The sequence below is a fragment of the Microscilla marina ATCC 23134 genome, assembly GCF_000169175.1.
In the GTDB taxonomy this organism is placed as follows: Bacteria; Bacteroidota; Bacteroidia; order Cytophagales; family Microscillaceae; genus Microscilla; species Microscilla marina.
The window spans coordinates 59,603-78,790 of sequence record NZ_AAWS01000043.1; the positions used below are offsets into that span (position 1 = coordinate 59,603).

Genomic DNA, 19,188 nt, shown 5'->3' on the forward strand with positions numbered 1-19,188 from the left:
AACCTTATTACTTCAATCAATCCCTGTCTGAGTAATCTTTCAATCAATACTATTGTGTCACATAGTTTGTATTAACCTGCACATAATGAAGTATATCTTCAAAATAACATGCATTTTTTTATTTTTTCAATCAACCTTGGTTGTGTATGGGCAATCTGCTCTTCAGCAAATGAAGTTTGCCCGGCTTACACCTAAAGATGGATTGTCACAAAACACGATCAATTGTGTTTTGCAAGATAAAAGAGGGGTGTTATGGTTTGGCACTGCCGATGGGCTAAGCAAGTACGAGGGTTATCAATTAAGAACTTATAAAACAGAACTGGGCAATCAGAACAGCCTAAGTAATAACTATGTTTTGTGTTTGTACGAAGACAGCGCAGGGTATATATGGATAGGTACTTATGGAGGAGGACTCAATAAATTTGATCCAAATACAGAAGAGTTTACCAGGTACCAACATCGCAAAGCTGATAGTACAAGCATTACAAGCAACGATGTACGCTCTATTTATGAAGATGATCAAGGAGTGTTTTGGATAAGTATGTACAGGGGAGGAGTTGATATGTTTGACCCCAAAACAGAAAAGTTTAAGTTTATTCCTTATCAACTTGTCCCAGGTAAGCCAGCTCCTCGGCATGTATATTATTTACTCAATGATCGTCAAAAAGGTTTTTGGGTAGCAAGCTCTCATGGGCTTTTTTACCTTGACAAAACCAAACAAAAATATACTGAATACTTTTCTCCATTTAATGATACAAAACTTGCTGGCTTTCATAATGCAGTAGAAACAATGATGCAAGACCCCAAAGATGCTACAATACTTTGGTTAGGAGGACACCATACGGGGTTGTTAAAGTTTAACACCAAAACCAAGCAAATAGAAGAAAGATTTACTCACGATCCTAAAGACAACCAAAGCATTACTAGCAATGCCGTATGGAGCTTGCATATTGACAAAAAAGGCAATTTTTGGGTAGGTACAAGTAAAGGCTTCAATAAGTTTGACTTACAAACAAAAACGTTTACCCGGTTTGTACACCAGCCAACCGACCCACTCAGTATTTCGGGAAATAATATACAGGATATTTTTGAAGACAAGGCAGGCACTATTTGGCTGAGTACTTTTGATGGAGGAATTAGCTCGTTTAATCCTTACCTCAATAACTTTATCCATTATAGCGAGTTTGAATACAACAGTAGTAGAGTTGGGGCATTTTGTGAAGATAAGGAGGGAAATATTTGGTTTGCTTTGGGGAGGGGTAAAGCAGGTTTAGGCAAGCTCAACCGAAAAAAGAACACTATTCAATTGTTTAGACCAGATCCCAAAAGTAAGGCAAATAGTGTAGGTAGTCGTGTAACCAATGCTTTATTAACTGATGTAGACGGTTCTATTTGGGTAGGTACTATAGGTGCAGGTTTAGACCATTATGACCCTAAAACTGGCATCTTTACTCACTATTTACCTGATCTTCAAGGCACAAAAACATTACGTTCTCCTCACATAGGGTCGTTACACCAAGATAAAAACAAGCCAAATATTGTGTGGGTAGGTACCCGTGGCGGAGGTGTATTTAAATTTGATAAAACAACCAAAGAGTTTAAAGAGTATCGTCGTAGTACTTTTAAGGATAAACCTAACCTGGTGCATAATACAGTAATTGACATTGTAACCGATCATAAAAATTGTTTATGGTTTGCTACTCGTGGAGGTTTGAGCCATTTTGACCCAGCCACCGAAAAGTTTACCAATTATCGACATTCGGTCAAAAACTTACAAAGCCTTAGTAATAACTATGTGACATCATTGTATTATGACAAACAGCATAGACTGTGGGTAGGTACTCGCAATGGGTTAAATAAGCTTAACCTGGACAAAGTGTATAAAGGTACAGTTACATTTCAACATTATACTACCAGGCAAGGACTACCCAATAGTGTGATTCATAAAATAGTGGAAGACAGGCAAGGGTTTTTGTGGTTAAGTACCAACAAAGGTTTGGCAAGACTGGACAAAAAAACAGGTAAAATACAGGTCTATGATGAAAAAGATGGGCTACAGGCAAATGAATTTGCTACCGGAAGTGGTTTGCTGGCTTCTGACGGGGCGGTATTGATGGGGGGCTTTAATGGTTTTAACTTGTTTTACCCCGAAAAACTGAACGAGAACAATTATTTACCCAATGTGTTGCTTACCGACTTTCAAGTATTTAACCGTTCTGAGCCAGTTACCAAAAATGGCAAACTTACCCGTCCTATATGGGCTACCGATACCATAGAACTTTCTTACGAAGATGAAGTGATTTCATTTGAATTTGCTGCTTTAAACTATATTTTACCTGAAAAAAACAAGTATGCCATCAAGTTAGAAAATTTTGATAAAGAATGGCGGTACATTGGCACCAAGCATTTTGAGACTTATACCAGCTTGCCTGCAGGTACGTATGTTTTTAAAGTAAAAGCCGCCAATAATGAAGGGGCATGGAGCAACAAAGAAACCCAATTAGTTTTAATTATACACCCTCCTTATTGGGCTACCTGGTGGTTTCGCCTGATTGTAATCTTGCTTATAGTGGGCTTATTGATGGTGGGCTATCGTTTTAGAATCAATATTATACAGACTCAAAAGAGAATACTGGAAACTCAAGTAAAAGAACGTACTACTGACCTACGCGAAACTAATGAAGAGTTGCAGCAGACCAACGAAGAGTTACAGACTACTTTGGCACAAGTAAAAGAGAAAAACTTGATCATTCAGGAGTTTAATGAAAACATTCGCGAAAGCATCAACTATGCTCAGCTTATTCAACAAGATATGCTACCTGCCTTGAAGGAGATTCACTACTATTTGCCTGAATCATTTATTTTTTATCAGCCTCGCGATATAGTGAGTGGAGACTTTTACTGGTTTTCTGCCATTGATGGCAAAGAATCACACCCAAATAAAGCAAATTTAACTACCCAACACGATCAGCCGCCTTCTGTCGCAAATGCTGATAAAATAATTATAGCGGTGGGTGACTGTACCGGACACGGAGTACCAGGTGCATTTATGTCTATCAAAGGCGCTGTATTACTCAATCAAATTGTGCAGTTGCAAGGCATTGTTTGTCCTGCTGAGATTCTCACCGAGCTAGACAACAATATCCGTCATTCGCTGAACCAAGACGAAACAAGTAACCGTGATGGCATGGATATAGGAATTATAATGATAGACTTTGCTAACCAAACCCTGGAGTTTGCCGGAGCCAAAAATAGTTTGATTTATATAAACGATGGAAAACTCAATGAAATAAAAGGCAATATATTACCTATTGGAGGGTATCATCAGGAGTACAAACGGGATTTTTCTAAAACTGTTTTACCACTAGAGCCCAATACAAACTATTACTTATCATCTGATGGATACAAAGACCAGTTTGGTGGACAAACCGGTAAAAAGTTTTTGAGAAGCCGCTATAAATCTATGCTACTTGATATTTGCCATTTACCCATGCAAGAACAGTACAAAATAGTAGAGCGCACCTTTCTGGAATGGAAAAAGGATTACGCTCAGGTAGATGATATTTTGGTGATGGGAATTAATCTTTAAACAAGAGCTAAGCACAGGGACCCTAAAACTGAAAATAAATAAACGGTTTAACCGCAGAAGTGCTTGCCTGGTATAATACAATGACTACAATACTAATAATGATGGCTTTTACAAAGTCAGGCATATTTGTGAAGCGTTCGTTGATGTTGTTTTTTAAGCGTCTTGGCAACCAGTGGATTGCATAAGCTAGTGCCATTAAGCCAAACACATCGGCATAGCCCTGTACCATTTCGGGTATTTTTGCAAATTGAAATGCATCAGTCATTTGGGCAAATATCTTGTCAATGGTAGCCATGTCCTGTGCCCTGAAATATATCCAGCAAAAGCACACAAAATGAAAGGTAATCAATTGCCCCATAAAGCGACCAATAGCCGATGGTTTTTTGCCCTTACTTCCGGTAACATCCATCCAAAACTTGTGCAGTGCAAGTGCCCCTCCATGCAAGGCTCCCCAAATAATAAAACGGGTATCTGCTCCATGCCAGAGTCCCCCCAATAGCATAGTAATGGTAAGGTTCATATAAGTACTCACCGACTGTTTTCTTTCGGGGCGAACCAATAGTAAAATCCAAAACAATATAATGACACACAACAATCCGAACGAATACCAGGCAGCACTTACAAAGGTATTAGCGGCAAAGGTAGCACCGACCAAAACACCTATGACCCCAATAAATTTCATTTCTGGAAAAGCCAGCGAAAGCAACCAAATAGTAATCAACATCATAAAAAACATGAAGTTGAGCCCAGTCCAGCCATCTATCAATAAAAATATCAACAAAATCAAAGGTACACTGATATAGGTAAACTTGGACGTAGAACGGTTGCCACCCAATGAAATGTACAAGTAGTCGCGTAGCCACGATGACAAAGAGATATGCCAGCGCCTCCAAAAGTCGGTAATGCTGGTGGAGCTATAGGGAGAGTTAAAGTTAATATTGAGCCTAAAGCCTAACAGTAAAGCCAAGCCAATGGCAATGTCTGTATAGCCCGAAAAGTCGCAATATATTTGAATTGCATAGCCATAAACTGCCATGAGGTTTTCAAACCCAGAGAAACGTTCAGGACTGGCAAAAACCCGATCAACAAAGTTAGTCGACACATAGTCAGAAATAAGTATTTTTTTGACCAACCCATTGACAATAAGGAAGATGGCATACCCATATTCTTGAGCGTTGAGTTTGTAAGGTTGGTAAATTTGAGGCACAAAATCGGCAGCCCTTACGATAGGCCCTGCCACTAATTGAGGGAAAAAACTTACAAAAAAACCAAAATCTAAAATATTATCTACTGGTTCTATCTTACGGCGATAAATATCCAGTGTATAGCTAATGGTTTGGAAAGTGTAAAAAGAAATACCTACTGGTAATATAATCTTGCTAATGTCTAAACTGGTGCCAAACCAACCATTGGCTGCTGCCGCCAAATAATCTTGTTTGACTACATCTGCCCCAAGTGAATTAATAATGTCGATGAAGTAAAAGGTGTATTTAAAATAAGCAAGTAAACCCAGGTTAACCACCAGGCTAAGCACTACTAACCAGGTACGGGTAGGTTCATGGGTGCTTCGATATACTTTTTCGCCAATGTAGTAATCTACGAAAGTGGAAAACACAATAAGGAAAAAGAAAAAACCGCCAGTTTTGTAATAAAAAAACAAGCTAAATGCCAGCAAAAACATATTACGGGCAGTGATACGGGCATAAATGAAGTAATATACCACCATAGCCACCAAAAAAAATGCCCAGAACATAGGATTACTAAATATCATGGGGTTTTGGGGGTTGTACACAAACCAAGAAGAGATTTGGTCAACAAAAGAAGTCAAAAAGATGGCTATAAAATTCAACATGCCTCACTAGAGTTTATCAAACTAATTCGCTTTTTATTTCCTACGATTGTGCTTCTTACTTTTGCTGGGGGTAATGGTTAGCCAGAGTGGAAACAGACAAATATTGGGTAAGTGCCTGTATACAAAACACCTGCAAAGAAAAACAGAACCTTTGAGCTATGCAATAGTTTTTTAGCAAATTCCAGATAACATCTATTTTAAATCTTTAGGATGATATATTTGAATGCGATATATTGCTTTTCAATTCAAAACATAAACTAAGCCATGATGCGAAACCACCTCTTTTCACTTTGTTTGATTTGCTCCTCTTGGTTATGTACTGCCCAAGCGCAAGTACAAGAAAAATTGATCATGCATAAAGATGGGAAATAATGTATTCGCATCACCAACAACCTTAAAATCAAAGAAGACTTTCGTAGATTACTTCGAAACTAGCCTCACTTGCTGGTTGGAGTTATAATGACCCAAAAAGCATTTTTTGACAACCACGCATAAGTATTAATAGTTATCTTTGACTTACAGTTTATGTGTTTGAAAAACAGTATTTACCTAGTAGAGAAGGGGAGGTACTCATTGTATATTTGTAAAAACTTAATTATTTCACTCAACTTATTTAAGTATGATAAAAAGAATTATAGGGCTTGTAGTTTGTTTAATGTTGATAGGTGAGCTACATGCACAAAACCTCGTATATCATGTAAACCTAAACGACCGTGCTGATGACCAGTTTAAAGTAACTTTGACTATAGAAGGTAAGGCATTGTCAAAGCAAAATGCCATCTTTCAGTTTGCCTCTACTGCTCCTGGTACCTATCAGGTCATGAATATGGGCAGGTATGTGCGAAGTTTTAAAGCATTCAATAAAAAAGGAAAAGAGGTGAGTACCAAGCAGCTCAATACCAATCAGTGGGAAATAAATAAAATAGAAAAAGTACGTAAAATTCAGTATAACATCGCCGAAACCTGGGATACTCAAGTGAGCGAATACCCTATTTACTTGATGTGTGGCAGTTCCTTGGAAAAAGACCATGCCCTGATTAATGGACAAACTGTTTTTGGTTTTTTCAAAGGAATGCAAGGTGCTCCTCTTAAAATAAAACTAGACTATCCTCAAAATTGGAAGGTGGGCACGGCGCTTAATAAAGATAGTGATGGTTATTTTAAAGCAAACAGCTTCGATCATATCGTAGACTCTCCTATTTTGTTGGGACGCTTAACCAAAGCAAGCACTATGTTGGGTAAGGTTCCGGTAGAGATTTACACTTACTCAAAGACCGATAAAATCACTTCTGAAAAACTACTGAAGGGAATGAGTGATATGCTCAAAGCTGCGCAACAATTTTTGAAAGAGCTTCCCGTAGATCGTTATACCTTTTTATACCATTTCGAAAACCGTTCGGCAGGAGCCTGGGAACACTCTTATAGCTCTGAATATATATACCGTGAGCAAGACTGGACACCTGCTTTTGCTCAACAAATGTCAGATGTAGCTTCTCATGAGTTTTTTCATGTAGTTACCCCATTGAACATTCATAGTGAGATCATCGAAAAGTTTAACTTTGAAAAGCCTACCCCTTCCGAACATTTATGGCTATACGAAGGTACTACCGAATGGGCTTCGCATATTATGCAGTTGCGTTATGGTTTAATCAATTTAGACGATTATTTTAAAGTGCTCCATCGCAAAGTATTGGTAGATAAAAAGTACTTTGATGCTAACTATAGTTTAAGCAAGTTATCACTTACCTCCTTTACTAAAAAAGGGCAGCGTCAGTATGGCAATATATATATGAGGGGAGCTTTGGTAGCAGGCTTGCTGGATATTCGATTACTTGAGCTTTCTGGTGGTAAAAGAGGATTAAGAGAAGTGGTACTTGAGTTAGCGAAAAAGTATGGTAAAAAACGAGCTTTTTCTGAAGAAACTTTCTTTGATGATTTTGTGAAAATGACCTATCCTGAAATCAAAGGTTTTTTTGAAAAATACATCAAGAATGCTACTCCTTTGCCTTACAAAGCGTATTACAACAAGATTGGAATCAATTATTATGACACAAAAGACCTGGGTTTAAAGGCTGGGCTCAAATATAGGGTGTCTGGCAGGGGAGGTAAACTTACCATTGTTCGTACCCAAGACGATACTCAGGATCAACTGAAGGTAGGAGATGAAGTGATTGCTTTAGATGGCAAATCTTTAGATGCCAATACAGGGTTAAAAGCCTTTGGTAAACTGTTGAAGCAACCGTCAGGTACTGCATACATTCTTAAGATCAAGCGCAATGGTAAAGTATTGCCTGTAGATTTGAAAACGTTTGCGGTAAAAGATATAAAAAACTATTACTTTGAAGTGAACCTGAAAGCGTCTGATGCTCAAAAAAAATTAAGAGAGCGTTGGTTGAAAAACTTTTAGCAAACCCTTTCTTACATTGTTATAAAAAACGTCATATCTCTGGTAAAAAGACTAGAGGTATGACGTTTTTTTTGTAAATTTGAGAAGAGCGTGTTTACTTGATTTAATATGCGTTGAATAGTAGAATAGAACTTACAATCAAATGAAGTCTATTTTCAAACTTTAGGAAATGGATATTAAACATGGAACGTAATTTGTAAATTCTTTCACTAGCCAAACGAATCATAAATAGATAATGGACTACATCGACGAATTACGTAAGACAATGGCAGAGCATAAACTAATCTTCATGTATGAAGGTGAGTTTACCCAAGATATAATTTTGTCTTTACTAAGAGTTGCTGAAAAGAAAATGAATGCTTTAGGCGAAAACCTAAAAGTAACTCGGAAAGTTTTCAATGTAATGACAGAATGTTTACAAAACATTGTAAAGTACTCTGATCAGATTCCAGCTGAAGCTGTTCAGGTAGCTAATACCGATACTGAAACAACCACCACCGAGCCTAACGAGTCAGTTTCTTTAAACCCCGATACAAAACCTGCAAACGCAGCTGATGTAGTCACTACTGATGAAGAAGATGCTGAGGAAGAAATACCAGAAGTAGTCGTATATGAGCCACTCTTTATTATAGGTCGTCGCCCTGAAAACAAATACGCAATTGCCACTGGAAACATTATCTTGAACGAAAAAATAGAAGCCATGCAAGAACGGCTTGACCTGATCAATGGTTTAGACAAATTTGGGTTACTTAAATATTACCAAAAAACAGTAAAGGCAAACATGAAACGTGATAAAGACAAAGAAACTGACTTGGACAGGAACAGTGCCGGTTTAGGCTTTATTGATATGGCAAGAAAGTCAGGCAACAAATTTGGCTATGACTTTAAACCAGTCAACGATGAATTTTCTTACTTCTACCTGTTAGTGACAGTTTAACTTAACTCTTTAATAATAAAAAACGCCATAAGAACAGCTCTCCTCAACCACTCTTACAGCGCATATTGATTTTGTTTGAGTTAATATTAATTTTCCGAGGTTCTCTCCAACCATCTCCCATCTTCACGAATCAACTCTATTAGTTCGTCTACAGCGTGTTCAGAAGGCACCCCTCTTTTCACTACAGTTTTACTTCTGTATAGAGTAATCTTACCTTTGCCAGAGCCCACATAACCATAATCTGCATCAGCCATTTCACCAGGACCATTGACAATACAACCCATAATACCAATTTTTACTCCTTTCAAATGATCTGTACGTTTACGTATCATAGCAGTAGTCTCTTGTAAGTCAAACAAAGTTCGTCCACAAGATGGACAAGAAATATATTCTGTTTTGGTCATTCTGGTGCGGGCAGCCTGCAAAATACCAAAGCTCAAGTTATTGAGTTGGTTGATTTGTTCAAGCAACTCTTCTTTATTCTCTGGTTGCCCGTTTGATAACATAATACCATCACCCCAACCATCAATTAACAATCCCCCTACATCTGTAGAAGCGTATAATTGGACAAGCTCTATATTTTCTTTGGCATAATCGCGTTTAACAACAACTGGTAGCTCTAAGCCTTGCTCCATAAGTTCAAAAAATACTCGACGGAGCTCTGCCATAGCGTGGCTATTGTCAGTAGATAAGATAAGCACCAAGTGGTGATCATTTTTGATACTTTTGATCAAATCCTCTGAAAAATCACTCCATTGAACGTAAAGAAAACGCAAAGTATCGCCCAAATCAGCCGCAGTCATATATTCGTCGATGGTTAATGCAGGGTAGCTTTGTTCTTTTTCCTTTTGCCAGGTACTATAGTCCTGAATAACTTTTAAGCCATTGGGCATCATAAACGGGATGAGTTGTTTACCCAAATAAATATAATCAGCCCCTAGGTCATTCATGCCCCATTTGTCAAGCTCAGGCAAATAATAATGCCCAACACTCTTCAAGTCATCTACTTGCAGGTGATTTACTGTACTGTAATCTGCAATTACCCTGGGTACATTATCATGCCCAAAATTACTTACTTCTTTCGTCGTACGTTTTTGATATGCATAAGGAGAGTATTCTATTGAAGCGTTTTGCCAGTCAAAAGGAGTGATAGACGAGTGGTTGGCCCGGTCAAGGTAACGATCAACCAATTTTTTTCCCACAGGCATTTCAGCTTCTGGTTCTTCAGTAAGCGATACCCTTACAGTATCACCCAGACCATCTTCTAACAAGGCACCTATACCCATAGCCGATTTTATTCTGCCATCTTCCCCTTCACCAGCTTCAGTTACTCCCAGGTGCAGAGGGTAGGGCTTCAAGCCTTCTTCGTCTAGTTTTTGAACCAGTAAACGATAAGCTTGTACCATTACTTGTGGATTACTTGCTTTCATTGAAATAACAATATCATAATATGCCAAATCTTCGCAAATACGTAAAAACTCAAGTGCTGACTCCACCATCCCTAAAGGCGTATCTCCATAACGACTCATGATACGGTCAGAGAGAGAACCATGGTTGGTACCAATACGCATTGCTGTTTTATTGGCTTTGCACAGTTTTACCAAAGGTTCAAACCGCTCTCTTATTCGCTGAAGCTCCTCTTGATATTGTTCATCAGTATATTCTATAATCTCAAACTTCTTTTTATCAGCGTAATTTCCAGGGTTTACCCTTACTTTTTCTACTATACCTGCTGCTAGTTCAGCAGCATTAGGTGTAAAGTGAATATCTGCTACAAGTGGTGTTTGGTAACCCTTGGCTCTTAATCCTTCTTTGATATTCTGCAGATTTTGAGCTTCTTTGATACTTGGTGCTGTAATACGTACATATTCGCAACCAGCATCTATCATTCTTATGGCTTGGGCAATACTACCCTCAGTATCCATAGTATCTACAGTAGTCATAGACTGTACCCTAATAGGCTGCTTACCTCCAAGCGGTACATTTCCAATATTTACTTCTATAGATTGACGACGTTTAAACTCTGTAAGTGATTGGGTGTAGAGTTTTCGATAAAGAGTTGTTTCAGCTATACTTGACATGGGTAAATTTTTATTTCACTGAATTAACTACGAAGGTACATAAAATGTTGGAGGCTTGGTAAATAAAATGGTGCTAAGCCAATGGTGGGAATGTAAAAAACCCCGACCAAAATGATCAGGGTTTTGTTGTAAACTTTATAGGATGATTATTTAACTAAAAATATGTTTTATTGAATCTTAGTATATGTATGAGTTTCAATGTGTGTATCTATCTTTATTTCGGCCACCAATTGATTGGTACCAATGCTTTTCAATAACATGGTTTTGGTAGCTTCATTACCTGCAAAAGTCAATTCCTGGTCATTATCACTAAGCGACCATGTTCCTACATCATTTGTTTCACTAGCGTTACATTGTGTAACTCCATTGTCAAAAACATAAGCACCATCACCCTGTATCTCAAGGGTATTGTCGTTTTCACAAGCTTTAATTGCGTGATTTTTACTCTTTACTATGCGTTTGGTTAGTTTCCACTTTCCGGCAATTACATCCTGTACCGAAGAGTTTTCTCCCATATTAGCAAAGTTTAATGTGTCTCCACCAGAACCGCAAGAGGTAAATGCAAATGCAAAACCTATCATACATAAATAAATCTTCAACTTTTTCATAACAATAATAGTGTTAATAAATAGCCCACAAAGGTTAAAATAATAATTGTTAAAAAGTAAAGATATTATAAGAAGTTGTGTTTATAGGAAATGGTATTTTTACCTCATTAAAAGGGTGAGGGTAAGAAGTTTTTTTGAGATGTGTAGTTAGAAAAGTTATATAATTAAAGTAACGGGCATACAGCGATAAAGTTTAACACATGTAAGAATAAGCCCATGTTTTCACATAAAAACGAAATGATACTTATGAGGTGTAAGTAAAATGATGTGGTGTTAATGCGTTGATTGTAAAGGTTTTATGTGGATTTTGATCTGTGCTTTTAGGATTTTTAATTTATTACCTACTCCCTTTTTACAAACAGCTTGTCTTGTAAGTGAATTTGACCCAAACGAGTAGTTTGTCATAAAAACACAAATATCAAAAAAACTATGAACACTTTACGAACAACTATTTTAACCTTCGTTTTAATGCTAGGCCTAATGGCAAATAGCTTTGCATTTAAAACCCCTATAGATGGAGAAAAAGCCATCAAGTCTAAGATAAAAGAGGTAACCATATTTTTAAATAGAGCTCAGGTTACCAATGTTGCCAAAGTATATATAGCTGCGGGTAAAACTAAGCTGGTTTTTGAGGGGCTATCTACCAAAATGGCTAAGCAAAGTTTGCAGGTATCTGCTAAAGGTAATCTGACCATTATGTCAGTCAAACATCGCATCAATTATTTGAAAAGCTTTTCAAAAGCGCGCCGTATCAAACAGTTGGAAGATTCAATAGAGTATCTGGATGATCGTATTGCTAAGGTAAACATTGAAAAAGAAGTGCTTACCAGTGAAGAAAAGATGATTCTGGCCAATAAAAAAATGGGAGGGCAAAAAGGGGTAACTGCCCAAGAACTTGCCGAGATGGCAGCTTTTTATCGCAAGCGATTGTCAGAAATTCGCTTTGCAGTACTACGTCATTCAAAAAAGCTGAAAAAATACCGTAAGCATTTGAATAAAACAAAGTACCAGCTACGCATTGAAAATAAAAATGCCAATAAGCCTACCAGTGAGATTATGGTCACGGTTTCAGCAAAAACCGCCATAAACGCTGATTTTGAACTTAATTACATAGTAATGAATGCTGGTTGGAAACCTATCTATGATCTGAGAGCAAAAAATGCCAACAGCCCTATTCAGTTAAGTTACAAAGCCGAAGTATACCAAAATACGGGCATTGATTGGAAAAATGTGAATATTACCCTTTCTACTGGTAACCCCACCCAAAGTGGTTATAAACCAAATTTAGCTCCTTGGTATGTAAACCTTTATTACCCTCGTCCTTCTTCAGGTGCTTTCTACAACAAACGTTCAGCTGCTCAAAAAGTACCCTCTAACTATTCGTTAGATGAAGTGGTGGTGACTAAGGGAAGGAGAAAACTTGCAAAAAAAGAAGAAAGTAAAACTATTGCCAACTTTACTAAAGTGGTAGAGTCCACTTTTGCCACTAAGTTTGGTATCTCTATTCCTTACAGTATTCCCTCTAATGGACAACCTCAATTGGTAGATGTAAAAAATCATACCTTAAAGACTATTTACAACCGTGGTGCAGTGCCTAAGCTAGACAAAGACGCTTTTTTGATGGCTCAGTTGATAGATTGGGAAAAGTTTAACTTATTGTCAGGCAAAGCAAATATTTATTTTGAAGGAACATTTGTAGGTGAAACTTATCTGAATGCCCAAAACACTAAAGATACCCTGTCTATTTCATTAGGACGTGATAAGCGAATCATCATTGACCGTAAAGAGATTAAAAACTATAGCAAGAAAAAGTTTTTTGGCTCCAACATAAAACAAACGTTTGGGTATGAAATCACGATGCGTAACACTAAAAACGAACAGGTAAACATTACCATTGAAGAGCAAATACCAGTATCTAAAAATAATAAGATTACCGTGGAACTTTTAGAAGCAAAAGGAGCAAAAGTAGACGCCAACACAGGTAAGGTAGTTTGGAAACTGACACTCAACCCCAAACAAACCAGCAAGTTGTATTTAAAGTATAGTGTGAAATACCCAAAAAAGAAAAGAATCATATTTGGCAATTAGATCCAGTTACACTATGTAACTGTAAATATAATTATCATTAAGCTGTAATTACGAGCAATGAGTTTATTTTAGAATTAAACACATATTGGTAAAAAAGCTCACTCTTTTGGGGTGGGCTTTTTTTTGCGCCATAAAAAATACTCTTGTTCTGGGGCTAAGTAAGTATGATATTAATTTGGATAACTTGGTATTCTTTGGCGAGTTCTAAAGAGGTTAGAGGGCATAAAAGAACGTAATAAAAATTTAATTCTTAGAGTACTGGCAAATGAGGCATAAAAAAACCTGTAAGAATAATCTTACAGGTTTGTATTTAGTAGCGGAGACAGGACTCGAACCTATGACCTCCGGGTTATGAGCCCGACGAGCTACCAACTGCTCTACCCCGCGATTTGATTGGATGACAAAGGTAGGGTATATTTTTATCTAATCCAAATATTTAAAATAAAAAAGCCTGTAAGAATAAACTTACAGGCTTGTATTTAGTAGCGGAGACAGGACTCGAACCTATGACCTCCGGGTTATGAGCCCGACGAGCTACCAACTGCTCTACCCCGCGATATAAATTGGGTAGCAAAGGTAGGGGGTTTTTGTTATAAAACAAGTACCTTTGCAAAAATAGTTAAATTAAGCTCTGACATATTTATTTCATAGCTGAGTTGTTTCTCTTCATTAATATTAATATAAACATTTTATGGAAAACGAAGAATGGCTAATCCCAGAAGATGACAATCATCATGCAGGCTTTGTGAGTATTATTGGCAAGCCCAACGTGGGTAAGTCTACTCTAATGAATCAGGTGATAGGGGAGAAGCTATCTATTATTACCTCCAAAGCACAAACAACCCGACACCGTATTATGGGGGTGATCAATGGGGATGACTTTCAGATAGTATATTCAGATACCCCTGGAATTATCAAGCCTAAATATGAGCTGCACAAATCCATGATGCGTTTTGTCAATACATCTCTGGATGATGCTGATGTTATATTGTTTGTAACAGATATTTTTGAAAAACACGATGAAAATGATGTAATAGAAAAGCTGAAAATAAGCGAAGCGCCTGTTATTTTATTGGTAAACAAAATAGATTTGGCAAAGGATAATCAGGTAGAAGAGAAAATAACCTATTGGAAAGAGCTTATTCAACCTAGTGAAATAATTCCTATATCAGCTTTGAACAATATCAATATTGATAAATTATTTGAGTCAATATTAAAGGCATTGCCTAAGCATCCCCCTTATTTTCCTAAAGATACTTTTACTGACAAACCTGAGCGTTTTTTTGCTGCAGAAATGATTCGTGAAAAAATCTTTAAAAACTATAAACAAGAAATTCCTTACGCTTGCGAAGTGATGATTACTGAGTTTAAAGAAAAAGAAGAGATCATCAATATTAGGGCAGAAATTTTAGTGGAACGCCAAAGTCAAAAAGGGATATTGATAGGCAAGGGGGGGCAAGCACTCAAGAAAATAGGTATAGAAGCCCGTAAAGACTTAGAAGAGTTTTTTGCCAAGCAAGTATTTTTGGCTCAACATGTGAAAGTTTCTCCTGATTGGAGGCAGCAGCGAAACAAACTAGATCACTTAGGGTATAGATAAACCTAGTGCATTAGGTGCTAAGTTACTCACATATTCTTTGGCGACTTTTGCCCCCTGACTTCCTCGTAAAAAAGTTAGATAGCTATGGCTATCCGCCATTTTCACGACTCGTCAGAAAACAAAATTCATCCAAATTAATAGGCAACTTATTTAATCTCTAATGCACTAGTACTCTAGCTTCTAAGTGGGTAAAGGAGGCATGAACTTCGTTTTGTGGCTTTGATACCTAGAGTAATAGTGGTGCGTATTGCTGTATATTATATGGTGTTGAAAGCACCCTTATAGAATATTTTTATAATTTTAAATAACCTGTAGCAAGTAGCTATATTAATTTAATAAAATATAATGTCAAACATTGTTGCGATAGTAGGACGACCTAATGTAGGTAAATCAACCCTGTTTAATCGCTTAATTGAACAACGTAAGTCCATCATGGATAACCAAAGTGGTGTAACACGTGATAGAGTGTATGGACAAGCAGAGTGGATAGGGAAATTTTTTACTGTAATAGATACAGGTGGATATGTGGTAGGGTCAGAAGATGTGTTCGAGGGCGCTATTCGTGAACAAGTAGAGATTGCTATAGAAGAATCATCAGTTGTCTTGTTTGTAGTAGATTGTATTACCGGACTTACCGACTTGGATAAAGATTTTGCCAATGTGTTGAGGCGTGGTAGTAAACCTGTAATTATTGTGGCTAACAAAGCCGACAATATAGAAAAAGAATACATGGCTTCTGAGTTTTATCAACTTGGGTTGGAGGGAGATATATTTCCTATTTCGGCTCAAAGCGGATCAGGATCAGGAGATTTGTTAGATGAGGTAGTGAAGCATTTTGACGATGTTGAAGAAGAAGATCCGTATGCTGGAATACCTAAAATAGCAATTGTAGGGCGTCCTAATGCGGGAAAATCTTCATTGGTAAATGTTTTAACTGGAAAAGAAAGAAGTATTGTAACTGATATTGCAGGTACTACTCGTGACTCTGTCAACACACATTATAAGGCATTTGGCAAAAACTTTATTCTTACAGATACAGCTGGGCTAAGGCGTAAAAGCAGGGTGAAAGATAATATTGAGTTTTACTCTACAATGCGTGCTTTACGCTCACTTGAAGCGTCCGATATCTGTATTGTAATGGTAGATGCTACCAGGGGTATAGAAGGGCAAGATGTAAATATCATAGGACTAGCCGACAAAAACGGTAAAGGTATAGTGATTATGGTAAATAAGTGGGACTTAATAGAGAAAGATACCAAAACCGCAGAGAAGTTTAGGAAGGATATTGCAGAGAAAATTGCACCTATGACTTATATTCCTATCATATTTGGATCAGTGCTCGAAAAGCAAAGAATATTTCAGGTAGTGGAGAAAGCAATAGAGGTTTATGGCAACAGAAATCAAAAGATTTCGACTTCTGAGCTAAATAAAATGATGCTGCCCGAAATAGAGCATTATCCACCACCGGCTATCAAAGGTAAGTATGTTCGTATAAAGTATGTGACACAATTACCCACATATAAGCCTACATTTGCGTTTTTTTGCAACCTACCTCAATACATTAAAGAGTCGTACCAGAGATATCTGGAAAATAAGTTACGAAAGCATTTTAATTTTGAAGGAGTGCCAATTCAACTCTTCTTCCGAAAAAAATAAAAAAAAAGTTTTGATTTAAAATTCAAGCACTTACTTTTGTGCCTCAAATCTAAAAATACTAAAAACTATGAAGAAATTATTTGCATTACTTCTTGTTGCTGGTCTATTCACTTTCGCTTCTTGTGGTGGTGACAAAAAAACTGGTACTGAATCTGATACTACTTCTGTATCTGATACCTCAGCTAACACAACTACTGAGCCTGATAAGTCAACTGTAGAAACTCAAGTTACAGATACAATTGCTAAAAATGACTCAACTGTAGTTATTGATGTTGATACTGTAAAGAAAGCAGAAGGCGAGACTACTGATACTACTAAAAAGTAATTAGTAAGCCTTTATCTTATAAGGAAAAAAGGGCTTTGGATAAGCCAAAGCCCTATTTGACATCATACAACGAATATTTTAGAAAAAAATTATAAAAAAATTTCTGAAATATTTGATCTTTAAAAAAAACCTCTTACCTTTGCACTCACTTTAAACAAGGTGAGAGTTTTAAAGTTGAAAATCGGGGAGATTCCAGAGCGGCCAAATGGGACGGACTGTAAATCCGTTGGTTTATACCTTCGCAGGTTCGAATCCTGCTCTCCCCACAAAATCTTGGAAAATAGTAGGTTTTGAAATTAAATATTGTATCTTTGATTGCAATTCATTAAATCTTATTATCTCACTAAATTCCAATCATTTTAAAAGCGGGAGTAGCTCAGTTGGTAGAGCGACAGCCTTCCAAGCTGTAGGTCGCGGGTTCGAGCCTCGTCTCCCGCTCAACTTCCAACTCAAAAGGATGTGGGCTCTGCTCTCATTCCTCACCAAGCCTAAAAATTTTAATAAGCCGATGTAGCTCAGGGGTAGAGCGTTTCCTTGGTAAGGAAGAGGTCAGGGGTTCAATTCCCCTCATTGGCTCTAAGAAATTTTTAGAAACCCAACAAGCAAATAGATTAATTGTTCAGATTAAACTAAGGATTTTCAAAAATGGCTAAAGAGACATTTGACCGTTCGAAACCCCACTTAAACATTGGTACCATCGGTCACGTAGACCACGGTAAAACTACCCTAACTGCTGCAATCACTAAAGTATTGGCAGAACAAGGTGGAGCAGAAGTAAGAGACTTTGATACTATTGACAATGCCCCTGAAGAAAAAGAGCGCGGTATTACAATTAACACTTCTCACGTAGAGTACCAAACTGAAACTCGTCACTACGCACACGTTGACTGTCCTGGTCACGCCGATTATGTGAAAAACATGATTACTGGTGCTGCTCAAATGGACGGAGCTATTCTTGTAGTAGCTGCAACTGACGGCCCAATGCCTCAAACTCGTGAGCACATTCTATTAGCACGCCAGGTAGGTGTACCTGCTTTGGTTGTTTTTATGAATAAAGTAGACTTGGTAGACGACGAAGAGTTGTTAGAGTTGGTAGAAATGGAAGTTCGTGAACTTTTGAGTACTTACCAATTCCCTGGCGACGATTTGCCTGTAATTCAAGGCTCTGCCTTGGGTGGCTTGAATGCTGAGCCTAAATGGGTTGAAAAAATTAACGAATTGATGGCTGCTGTTGATGAGTACATTCCTCTTCCAGAGCGCGCCATTGATAAAGACTTCTTAATGCCTGTTGAAGACGTGTTCTCTATTACTGGTCGTGGTACTGTTGCTACTGGTCGTATTGAGCGTGGTGTTATCAACTCTGGTGATGAAGTTCAAATCCTTGGTATGGGTGCTGATATGAAGTCAGTAGTTACTGGGGTAGAAATGTTCCGTAAGATTTTGGATCGCGGAGAAGCTGGTGACAACGTTGGTTTGTTGCTACGTGGTATTGAAAAAGAAAAAATCAAGCGTGGAATGGTTATCTGTAAGCCAAATACAGTAACTCCTCATGCTAAGTTTAAAGCTGAAATTTACGTTTTATCAAAAGAAGAAGGTGGACGTCACACTCCATTCTTTAACAAATACCGTCCTCAGTTTTACTTACGTACAACTGATGTAACTGGCGAAGTTAAACTTCCAGAAGGCGTTGAAATGGTAATGCCTGGTGATAACGTAAGCCTTACTGTTGATTTGATTAACCCTGTTGCATTGGAAAAAGGTCTACAGTTCGCAATTCGCGAGGGTGGCCGTACAATTGGCGCAGGTCAGGTAACAGAAGTTTTAGACTAAACTGATATAAATAAGTGCGTTCTTAATATTATTAAGAACGCACTTGTATTTATAAATCTAATCATATATATTTGCACTCCTTTTTAAAGGACCTTCTTTTATACACGGGTGTAGCTCAATTGGTAGAGTAGCGGTCTCCAAAACCGTTGGCTGGGAGTTCGAGTCTCTCCACCCGTGCATATCAATTTATTTATTAAGAACTTTAGTATGAACAA

The 19,188-nt window shown here is 37.6% G+C and carries 11 protein-coding genes and 6 tRNA genes; 12 read left to right on the forward strand and 5 right to left on the reverse strand.

Annotated features, from left to right (window positions below; translation table 11 throughout):
- The first annotated feature begins 142 nt into the window (after window positions 1-142).
- A complete protein-coding gene (locus tag M23134_RS28270; RefSeq protein ID WP_002702170.1) occupies window positions 143-3,589 on the forward strand; it encodes a ligand-binding sensor domain-containing protein in 3,447 nt (1,148 codons plus the stop codon).
- Window positions 3,590-3,611: 22 nt separating this feature from the next.
- Here M23134_RS28270 and M23134_RS28275 read toward each other — a convergent pair whose 3' ends face one another.
- The gene (locus tag M23134_RS28275; protein ID WP_002702172.1) at window positions 3,612-5,441 is read right to left on the reverse strand and encodes an MBOAT family O-acyltransferase; all 1,830 of its coding nucleotides are present in this window, start codon (window positions 5,439-5,441) and stop codon (window positions 3,612-3,614) included.
- Window positions 5,442-6,060: 619 nt separating this feature from the next.
- On the opposite strand from M23134_RS28275, the gene M23134_RS28280 reads away from it, so the two are divergent.
- Both M23134_RS28280 and M23134_RS28285 read left to right on the forward strand, forming a co-directional pair.
- Window positions 6,061-7,848, forward strand: coding sequence for a M61 family metallopeptidase (locus tag M23134_RS28280; protein ID WP_157558691.1), 1,788 nt, complete (start codon window positions 6,061-6,063; stop codon window positions 7,846-7,848).
- 235 nt (window positions 7,849-8,083) lie between these two features.
- A complete protein-coding gene (locus M23134_RS28285) occupies window positions 8,084-8,785 on the forward strand; it encodes a DUF6272 family protein (protein WP_157558692.1) in 702 nt (233 codons plus the stop codon).
- 86 nt (window positions 8,786-8,871) lie between these two features.
- On the opposite strand, the gene ispG is transcribed toward M23134_RS28285, so the two are convergent.
- Window positions 8,872-10,866, reverse strand: a complete 1,995-nt coding sequence (gene ispG, locus M23134_RS28290) for a (E)-4-hydroxy-3-methylbut-2-enyl-diphosphate synthase (protein WP_002702180.1) — start codon at window positions 10,864-10,866, stop codon at window positions 8,872-8,874.
- 167 nt (window positions 10,867-11,033) lie between these two features.
- Window positions 11,034-11,474 (reverse strand): lipocalin-like domain-containing protein, encoded by a 441-nt coding sequence (locus M23134_RS28295; protein ID WP_082226726.1) that lies wholly within the window; start codon window positions 11,472-11,474, stop codon window positions 11,034-11,036.
- A 480-nt stretch (window positions 11,475-11,954) separates the two neighbouring features.
- Here M23134_RS28295 and M23134_RS28300 point away from each other — a divergent pair, with 480 nt between their 5' ends.
- Window positions 11,955-13,562 (forward strand): DUF4139 domain-containing protein, encoded by a 1,608-nt coding sequence (locus tag M23134_RS28300; RefSeq protein WP_002702182.1) that lies wholly within the window; start codon window positions 11,955-11,957, stop codon window positions 13,560-13,562.
- 314 nt (window positions 13,563-13,876) lie between these two features.
- Here M23134_RS28300 and M23134_RS28305 read toward each other — a convergent pair.
- Both M23134_RS28305 and M23134_RS28310 read right to left on the reverse strand, forming a co-directional pair.
- Window positions 13,877-13,949 (reverse strand) — tRNA-Met (locus M23134_RS28305).
- 96 nt (window positions 13,950-14,045) lie between these two features.
- Window positions 14,046-14,118, reverse strand: a tRNA-Met gene (locus tag M23134_RS28310).
- A gap of 135 nt (window positions 14,119-14,253) precedes the next feature.
- On the opposite strand from M23134_RS28310, the gene era reads away from it, so the two are divergent.
- From era to M23134_RS28350, 8 genes are all read left to right on the forward strand, one after another.
- On the forward strand, window positions 14,254-15,162 hold the full coding sequence (gene era, locus M23134_RS28315) for a GTPase Era (RefSeq protein ID WP_002702187.1): 909 nt from the start codon (window positions 14,254-14,256) through the stop codon (window positions 15,160-15,162).
- Window positions 15,163-15,507: 345 nt separating this feature from the next.
- Entirely contained in the window at window positions 15,508-16,818 is a 1,311-nt protein-coding gene (gene der / locus M23134_RS28320; protein ID WP_002702189.1) for a ribosome biogenesis GTPase Der, read from the forward strand.
- A gap of 67 nt (window positions 16,819-16,885) precedes the next feature.
- Window positions 16,886-17,143, forward strand: a complete 258-nt coding sequence (locus tag M23134_RS28325) for a hypothetical protein (RefSeq protein ID WP_002702191.1) — start codon at window positions 16,886-16,888, stop codon at window positions 17,141-17,143.
- Between the two features lie 183 nt (window positions 17,144-17,326).
- A tRNA-Tyr gene (locus M23134_RS28330) sits at window positions 17,327-17,409 on the forward strand.
- 99 nt (window positions 17,410-17,508) lie between these two features.
- Window positions 17,509-17,581: transfer RNA gene (locus M23134_RS28335), tRNA-Gly, on the forward strand.
- Window positions 17,582-17,647: 66 nt separating this feature from the next.
- Window positions 17,648-17,719, forward strand: a tRNA-Thr gene (locus M23134_RS28340).
- A 69-nt stretch (window positions 17,720-17,788) separates the two neighbouring features.
- Entirely contained in the window at window positions 17,789-18,973 is a 1,185-nt protein-coding gene (gene tuf / locus M23134_RS28345) for an elongation factor Tu (RefSeq protein WP_002702193.1), read from the forward strand.
- Between the two features lie 104 nt (window positions 18,974-19,077).
- Window positions 19,078-19,150, forward strand: a tRNA-Trp gene (locus M23134_RS28350).
- Window positions 19,151-19,188: the final 38 nt, after the last annotated feature.